The organism is Streptomyces sp. NPDC056628 (assembly GCF_042792555.1).
Classification (GTDB): Bacteria; Actinomycetota; Actinomycetes; order Streptomycetales; family Streptomycetaceae; genus Streptomyces.
In genome coordinates, this window is the sequence record NZ_JBHTWG010000029.1 from 91857 (window position 1) to 98728 (window position 6872).

7 protein-coding genes are annotated in these 6872 nt (G+C 69.8%); 2 read left to right on the forward strand and 5 right to left on the reverse strand.

Annotated elements, in window-relative coordinates:
- Nucleotides 1–172 precede the first annotated feature (172 nt).
- Complete coding sequence (gene dapA, locus ACFRAC_RS28020; protein ID WP_382932566.1) at nucleotides 173–1084, forward strand: 4-hydroxy-tetrahydrodipicolinate synthase; 912 nt, start codon at nucleotides 173–175, stop codon at nucleotides 1082–1084.
- A gap of 23 nt (nucleotides 1085–1107) precedes the next feature.
- Here dapA and ACFRAC_RS28025 read toward each other — a convergent pair whose 3' ends face one another.
- From ACFRAC_RS28025 to ACFRAC_RS28045, 5 genes are all read right to left on the reverse strand, one after another.
- On the reverse strand, nucleotides 1108–2346 hold the full coding sequence (locus ACFRAC_RS28025) for a WD40 repeat domain-containing protein (RefSeq protein ID WP_382932570.1): 1239 nt from the start codon (nucleotides 2344–2346) through the stop codon (nucleotides 1108–1110).
- Nucleotides 2347–2907, reverse strand: coding sequence for a SigE family RNA polymerase sigma factor (locus ACFRAC_RS28030; protein ID WP_382932576.1), 561 nt, complete (start codon nucleotides 2905–2907; stop codon nucleotides 2347–2349).
- A gap of 165 nt (nucleotides 2908–3072) precedes the next feature.
- Nucleotides 3073–3303 (reverse strand): hypothetical protein, encoded by a 231-nt coding sequence (locus ACFRAC_RS28035; protein WP_382932579.1) that lies wholly within the window; start codon nucleotides 3301–3303, stop codon nucleotides 3073–3075.
- A complete protein-coding gene (locus ACFRAC_RS28040) occupies nucleotides 3300–3914 on the reverse strand; it encodes a hypothetical protein (RefSeq protein ID WP_382932583.1) in 615 nt (204 codons plus the stop codon). Before ACFRAC_RS28040 ends, ACFRAC_RS28035 begins: the two co-directional genes overlap by 4 nt.
- A gap of 529 nt (nucleotides 3915–4443) precedes the next feature.
- The gene (locus ACFRAC_RS28045; protein WP_382932587.1) at nucleotides 4444–4854 is read right to left on the reverse strand and encodes a VOC family protein; all 411 of its coding nucleotides are present in this window, start codon (nucleotides 4852–4854) and stop codon (nucleotides 4444–4446) included.
- Nucleotides 4855–5048: 194 nt separating this feature from the next.
- On the opposite strand from ACFRAC_RS28045, the gene ACFRAC_RS28050 reads away from it, so the two are divergent.
- Nucleotides 5049–6250 (forward strand): IS3 family transposase gene (locus ACFRAC_RS28050; protein WP_382932595.1). Its coding sequence is split into 2 segments (ribosomal slippage): nucleotides 5049–5334 and nucleotides 5334–6250, totalling 1203 coding nucleotides; the frame shifts between segments, so codons are not numbered across the junction.
- The last annotated feature ends 622 nt before the right edge of the window (nucleotides 6251–6872 follow it).

The window sequence follows — 6872 nt, forward strand, 5'->3', positions numbered from 1 at the left end:
GGGTGGTCACCCGCAGGACCCACCTTTCGACCTCAAGCGAAGTTGAGGTCAAGCGCACCCGGAACAGCCGGAGCCGGCCGGACCGGTCCCCACCATCGCTCAGTACTGCTTACCGATACCTCGTAGATAATTTAAGTGGAGCTACGCGATCGAGCGTGCCGAGACTACCTCCATGACGACTCCCGACACTTCCGCCGCCGCCCCTCCCCTCGGCCGGGCGCTGTGCGCCATGGTCACCCCGTTCACCCAGGACGGCGCGCTCGACCTCGACGGCGCGCAGCGTCTCGCCGACCGGCTGGTGGGCGAGGGCTGTGACGGCCTGGTGCTGTCCGGCACGACCGGGGAGTCCCCGACCACGTCCGACGAGGAGAAGGCGGCTCTGGTCCGGGCGGTACGGCAGGCCGTGGGCGACCGGGCCTCGATCGTCGCGGGCGTCGGGACCGCCGACACCCGCCACACGGTCGAACTGGCCCTGGCCGCCGAGAAGGCGGGCGCCGACGGCCTGCTGGTGGTCGCCCCCTACTACAGCAGGCCACCGCAGGACGCCGTGGAGGCGCACTTCCGGGAGGTCGCCGACGCGGCGGGACTGCCGGTCGTCCTGTACGACATCCCCGGCCGGACCGGCACCCGTATCGAACCGGAGACGATGCTCCGGCTCGCCGGGCACCCGCGGATCGTGGCGGTGAAGGACTGCTCGTACGACTTCCTGGCCGCCCAGAAGGTCATCGCGCGCACGGACCTGGCGTACTACGCGGGATGCGACGAGCACATCCTCGCGCTGCGGGCCGTCGGCGGCGCCGGCTACGTCAGTACGGTCGCCAATGTGATCCCGCGTCATCTCCGGTCGGTGCTGGACGCGTTCGAGGCGGGCGACACCCCCGTGTCCGCCCGCCTCCAGCAACGCGCCATCCCGCTCATCGAGTCGATGATGAGCGCCGGACTGCCCGGAGCGGTGACCGCCAAGGCGCTGCTCGGCGCGCTCGGTCTGCCCGGCGGCCCGGTCCGCGCACCGCTGCGCCCCGCCGGCCGGGAGGCGGCCGAAGGGCTGCTGGCGGCGTACGAGGAGCTCGTGAGCGGGAGCTGAGCCCTGGGCCCGGGCGCCTGGGCTCACCGGCGGGCGAAGACCGGTTCCCAGTTCTGCCGCTGCATGTCCTTGTCCGGCTCGCGGACCCCGCTGAGGGGGACGACCTTGTCGCTGCCGAGGGTGACCAGGACCAGCCGGGGCCGGTACGGCTCGTCCAGTCCGGTCACCCGTTCCCAGGCGATGAGCCGCTTGCCGTCGGCCCAGGCGAGCAGTTCGGCGCCGCGCACCTTGGTGATCTCCTTGCCGGTGCGGGGGTCGAGGATCGAGGAGTAGCTCCGGCCGGGGTCGCCGTCGACCTCCTTGGACAGCCCGAGGGCGGCGAGCCGTCCGTCCGGGGAGAGCCGCGCGGGGACGTCGGAGCGCAGGTGCTTCTCCTCGGCCGGGGCGGCGGTCCTGGCGCCGTCGAGGGAGTAGAACCGCTGGAGTCCGTCACGGCCCCCGATGTACTGCGCGTACACGCGGTCGCCGGCCCGGCTGAACGCGAAGTCCTGGCGGGCGTTGATGTCGGCCTCGGGTGGGACGGCGCTCCAGGGACCCGTGCCGTGCGCCACGTCGAGGACGTAGAAGCCGGACCGGCTCGACCGGCCGTACGCGGAGTTCCACTGCCACACCGGCCGCCCGTCGGGGCCGTCCATCTTCTCCTTGGTGCGCAGGTCGGGGTCCTGCCCGTACGTGGTCGCCACGAGCTTGCCCCCGTCGTGGCCGAACGCGACGCCGCCGACGCCGTGCTGGACCGGGATCCAGCGCTCGACCCGGCCCGACGCGAGGTCGAGCAGGCCGATCCGGTGGGCGGGCAGTCCCCGCTCCAGCACGGCGGCCGTCTTCAGACCGGGCGCGACGGCGACGAACGACCAGCGGGTGTCCCTCTTGTACGTGCCGGTCTTCGCGTCGAGCAGCCAGTAGGTGCGCTCGACGGTGCCGCGCTTCTCGGACCGGACGCGCAGTTCGGACGTGTAGTGGGCGGCCAGGACGGTCTCGCCGGCGCCGACCACGTCGCGCGGCGGCGACTGGTCGGGATGGGCCTGGACGCCGTCGGTCCGCAGGCCGACCGCGGGACGGGCGTCGTCCTTGCCGGTGCCGAGCAGCGGCACGGCGACCGCGATGCCGACGACGGCCGCGGTGGCCGCCGCGACGGAGGCGATGCGCCGGGTGCGGCGGCGCCGGCGGACCGCGAGCACCCGGTCGGCGAAGCCGGCGTCCACGGGCGGCTGTTGACCGGCCTGCTCCCGAAGGGACTGGCGCACGAGTTCCTCGACGTTCACTTAACGCACCTCCATCGGGGAGAAGTCGCGGGACTGCGCCGGCCGGGCGGTGGCCGCGCCGGAATCTAGGGCGCGCAGCTCGGGGGCGAGGGCGCGCAGGCGGGCCAGCGAGCGGTGGGTGGTGGACCGTACGGTGCCGACCGAACAGCCGAGGATGCGGGCCACGTCGGCCTCGGGCAGGTCCTCGAAGTAGCGCAGCACCAGCACGGTGCGCTGGCGCGGGGTGAGCCGGGCGAGGGCGCCGCGCATGAGCAGCCGCAGTTCGGCGGCGGCCGAGGCGTCCGGCTCGCTGCCGGGCTCGGGGAGCTCGGGGACGCTCACCTCCCGCCGCCGCCACTTCAGCCGCCAGCGGCTGATCTGCTGCCGGTACAGGATCTGCCGTACGTACGCCTCGGGTTCGTCGATCCGCTGCCAGCGGCCGGCGGCCTTGATCAGGGCGTTCTGCAACAGGTCCTCGGCGGCGTGCCGGTCGCCGCCGCTCAGCAGCACGGCGGTCTTGAGCAGCGCGGACGACCTGCCCTCCACGAACCCCCGAAAGCCGGCCTGAGCTTCCGCATCCATCGTCACCTTCTCATCCGTCGGACGGACCGGACGCCCGCCTCTCCTGCACCTTGTGACGCGTGCGGGGCGCTGCCGCTATGCCACCGCGGAGAAATCGCCGGATGCGGAGGATGCCTCGGGTAGCCGGGGGGGGGCTTGGCGAGCCCCCCGCAGCCGCCCCGCTCCTCAGCCCCAGGTGTACCCGTCACCGACGAGCAGGAAGTGCTCCAGCACGTCTTCCATCGGATCGTCGACCTGTCCCGTGTTGACCAGCCCGATCCTGGGCCCGTTGTGCGCCCCGGTGTTGGTCTCGTCGGCGTGAGCGCTTCCGGCGGCCACGCAGCACGCGACCCCCGCGACCAGCGCCCCCGCCCCGAGTCGCGCCACCGCGCCGCGCCTCACCCTCGTCTTCCTCAACCCTCGGCCCTCATCTCATAGGTTCGACGTCTGATCGGACCCTGCGTCCACCCGTTCATCGGCCTGACCGGGCCGATGGTCACGCGAAGTAACTCGTTCGTGCACGTCAGAGGGTCGTCCGTCACCTGAGGGCATGCGGTGTGCCGTCCGGGGTCGATGCGCGTGCCCGGTACCTGGTCGGGCCGCCGAACGCAACGGAGAGAAGCGCGACGCGGGAACGCGACGTGATCGCGACTCCAGAAGGAGAAACGTTTCCTCAAAAGGGCTGACCCGTAGGCAAGCACAAGCGCCCTTGCAGACCGTCCCAGGGTTGTGGAAGGGCGCTCGGCGACAGGACCTCGGTCGCCGAGGCGGCCGGAAGCTCCCGGCCGCCCCCTCTCAGTTGTGGCTGTTCTGACCGCTCTCCAGGTCAGCAGCCCCTTGCCGCCCTTGGGTGGCCCGAAGACCGCCTGAACACCACGGATGAGCTTGACCTGCCGAGTGACGCGGACGACGCCGCCGAGGAAGTCGACGTCTTCGACCGCCAGGCCGAAGATCTCACCCTGTCGGAGACCGCAGCCCGCCCCGAGGGACACCATCTCCCGGTAGACGTCCGGCAGCGCCTCGTGCATGGTTATTGACCCGGTCGACCTCACCGGCCACCGTGCCCGTAGTTCGCATCGTGAAGGCCGCGTCGACGGCCGTCAGGGCATCGGCGATGTCAGCGGGGCGGGTCGGCCCCCGAGAACCCTCGATCGCATAGGGCGCCCAAGCTTTCTGGGCATCAAGGACCAAGCGGTACACGTGCTCTTCGACGGAGCCCGCATCCCCGCTCTCGGCTCGGCCGAAGACACCGTCCTCCTTGGCCAACGACTCAAGCACCACTCGCAGGTCCGCCACGGTCTCCACGCCCATACTCCCACGTGGCGGCAGCACCAGAGCGAGGCCCGGAGCCGTATCGACGGCCACCGAGACGTCTCAGTTTCGGTCTCGTTCAGCCGCGTTCACGGTCGTTCAGCGGGGACCGCTCATCGGGCTTGCCCCACCAGTTGATCTCTCATGAACGCCCTCCAGGACCACCACCACAGTTGGAAAGCGTGCGGGTCACAGCGGATGGGATGGGAGCTGGGGAGAGTGGTGGGTGAGGAAGTGGGTGGCCGATCAGTCGCGCCTGGGCCAGACCGGGCCCTGGTCGGTCCAGATGACGCCCTTGTTGCGGCACAGGCAGAAGGGATGGCCGATCGGGTCGGTGTAGACCTGCCAGCCATAGCCGTTGGGGCCGACGAAGTCCTGCCTCAGCGTCGCGCCGAGGTCGAGGACGCGGCGATGCTCGGACTCGAACTCGTCCACTTCGAAGTCGAGGTGGAACTGCTTGGGGTGCTCGCTGTCGGGCCACTGCGGAGCGCGGTAGTCGTCCACCCGGATGAATGCCAGCTCGATCTCGCCGAACTGGATGCCAGCCCAGTCTTCGGAGCTGCCTTCCTTGATCGGACGGCCCGTCACTTCGGAGTAGAAAGCGGCCAGCTTCATCGTGTCCGGGCAGTCGACAATGAAATCGGTGAGTCGCAGCATCCCGCGATCTTGTCACAAGCTCACACCCGACTTCGGGGAGCGCTGAGTGTCTAGCTGCGTGACAACGCCAACGCACAGCCGCGAACATGGCCTTTCTGCTGGGCCTCTTTTACCCACGACGGGATGTTGGGCCTTGACCCCTGATCTTGGACACACGAGACACTAGATCTTGAGGATCTGAGAACGGACATCTCGTGGTCATGAAGCACTACCCCGCCGAGTTCAAGGCGGACGCGGTCGCGCTGTATCAGTCGCGGCCCGGAGCGACGATCAGGTCGGTCGCCGCTGATCTGGGTGTCAATCCGGAGACTCTGCGGAACTGGGTCCGGGCGGCCGGGGCAAGCCGGCCTCGGGGACGCCGGGCGGAAATACCCGCCGAGCCGCCGGCTGCGTTGGAAGCGGAGAACGCGGCCCTGCGCAAGAAGGTCCGCGAGCTGGAGGAGGAGCGCGAGATCCTCCGCAAGGCAGCGAAGTATTTCGCCGGGGAGACGCGCTGGTGAACCGCTTCCAGTTCGTCGCAGACCACCAGCGCCGCTTCGGCGTGAAGCGGCTGTGCACCATCCTCAACATCGCCCGCTCCAGCTTCTATTACTGGCGCAAGACCGCGGCCGCGAGGACAGCCCGCCAGGCAGCCGACGCGCAGCTCGCCGCCCGAATACGCACGGTTCACCGTGACTCGGACGGCACCTACGGCGTCCCCAGGATCACCGCCGAACTGCGTGAGGCAGGCGAGTTGGTCAACCACAAGAGGGTCGCCCGCATCATGCGCCAGGCCAACCTGGCCGGACTGCGGCTGCGCAGGAGGCACCGCACCACGACCGCGGACCCGGCCGCCGTGAAGGCCGCCGACCTCATCGGCCGTGACTTCACTGCCGCGGTGGTGAACACGAAGTACGTCGGCGACATCACCTACCTCCCGCTGGCCGGCGGGAACTTCCTGTATCTGGCCACGATGATCGATCTCGCCTCTCGGCGCCTGGCCGGGTGGGCGATCGCTGACCACATGCGTGCCGGCCTCGTCATCGACGCCCTGGCCGCCGCCGAGCGGTGCCGTGGCAGCCTCGCCGGCGCTGTCATGCACACCGATCACGGAGCCCAGTACACGAGCGGGGCGTTCGCCGACGCCTGCCGCCAGGCGGGCGTGATCCAGAGCATGAGCGCCGTCGGCAGCTCGGCGGACAACGCGCTCGCCGAGTCCTTCAACGCCACATGCAAGAGGGAGATCCTCCAGGGGCGCGGTGCCTGGGCCGACGAGCGCGAAGCCCGCCTCGACCTGTTCCGCTGGCTGCACCGCTACAACACCCGACGCCGCCACTCCAGCCTCGGACAACGCAGTCCCATCGCCTACGAAACAGCACTCGCCACAACATCAACTACCCTGGCCCAAGCCGCATAGCCCGTGTCCAAGATTCCGGGTCAAGCCCCGTTGTCGAGAACTTTCAGGAGAGCCTGTTCAACCTATGAGGGTGGACACGGAGCACACGGTCCCCAGAGCCATCGCCAAGGCAACCACCAGACCAACGGCGGGCGCAGGCGGTCGCGCCGTTGTCTGACATCCACGGCTCCGGACGTCAGCACCCCTAGGCGGTCTGGCATGGCCAGCATGGCCGGCCCCCCACCAGCGCCAGGGAGCGATCGAACTCCTGAAGCGGGTGTCGCACCTACCTGCGATGCCGGATGTACCAACCCGCCACCAGCACGATGAGAATGGCAACGACGAAGGCCCACACGGTCGTTGCGCCGTGGTACGAGCGGTAGGCGATTAGGGCAAGCATGTCCAGGCGGATACCCCGGGCGTGCGGCTTCATCCGACCCGTGTCGCCCCCTCCTCAGTCGAATGCGTGTCGATGGCGCCGAAGTCTCCCGCTTCCTCCGAGAAGCGCCAGGTCAGAGGGGATGTGCCGGTGGTCTCGCCAAGCGCCCCTAATACTCCAGCAGGATTTCGCTGCCTGACCAGGTCTTTCCGCCGGGTGGCGGGAGTGTAGCGGGACTTCGATCGTGCGGGGGCGGTCTCATGG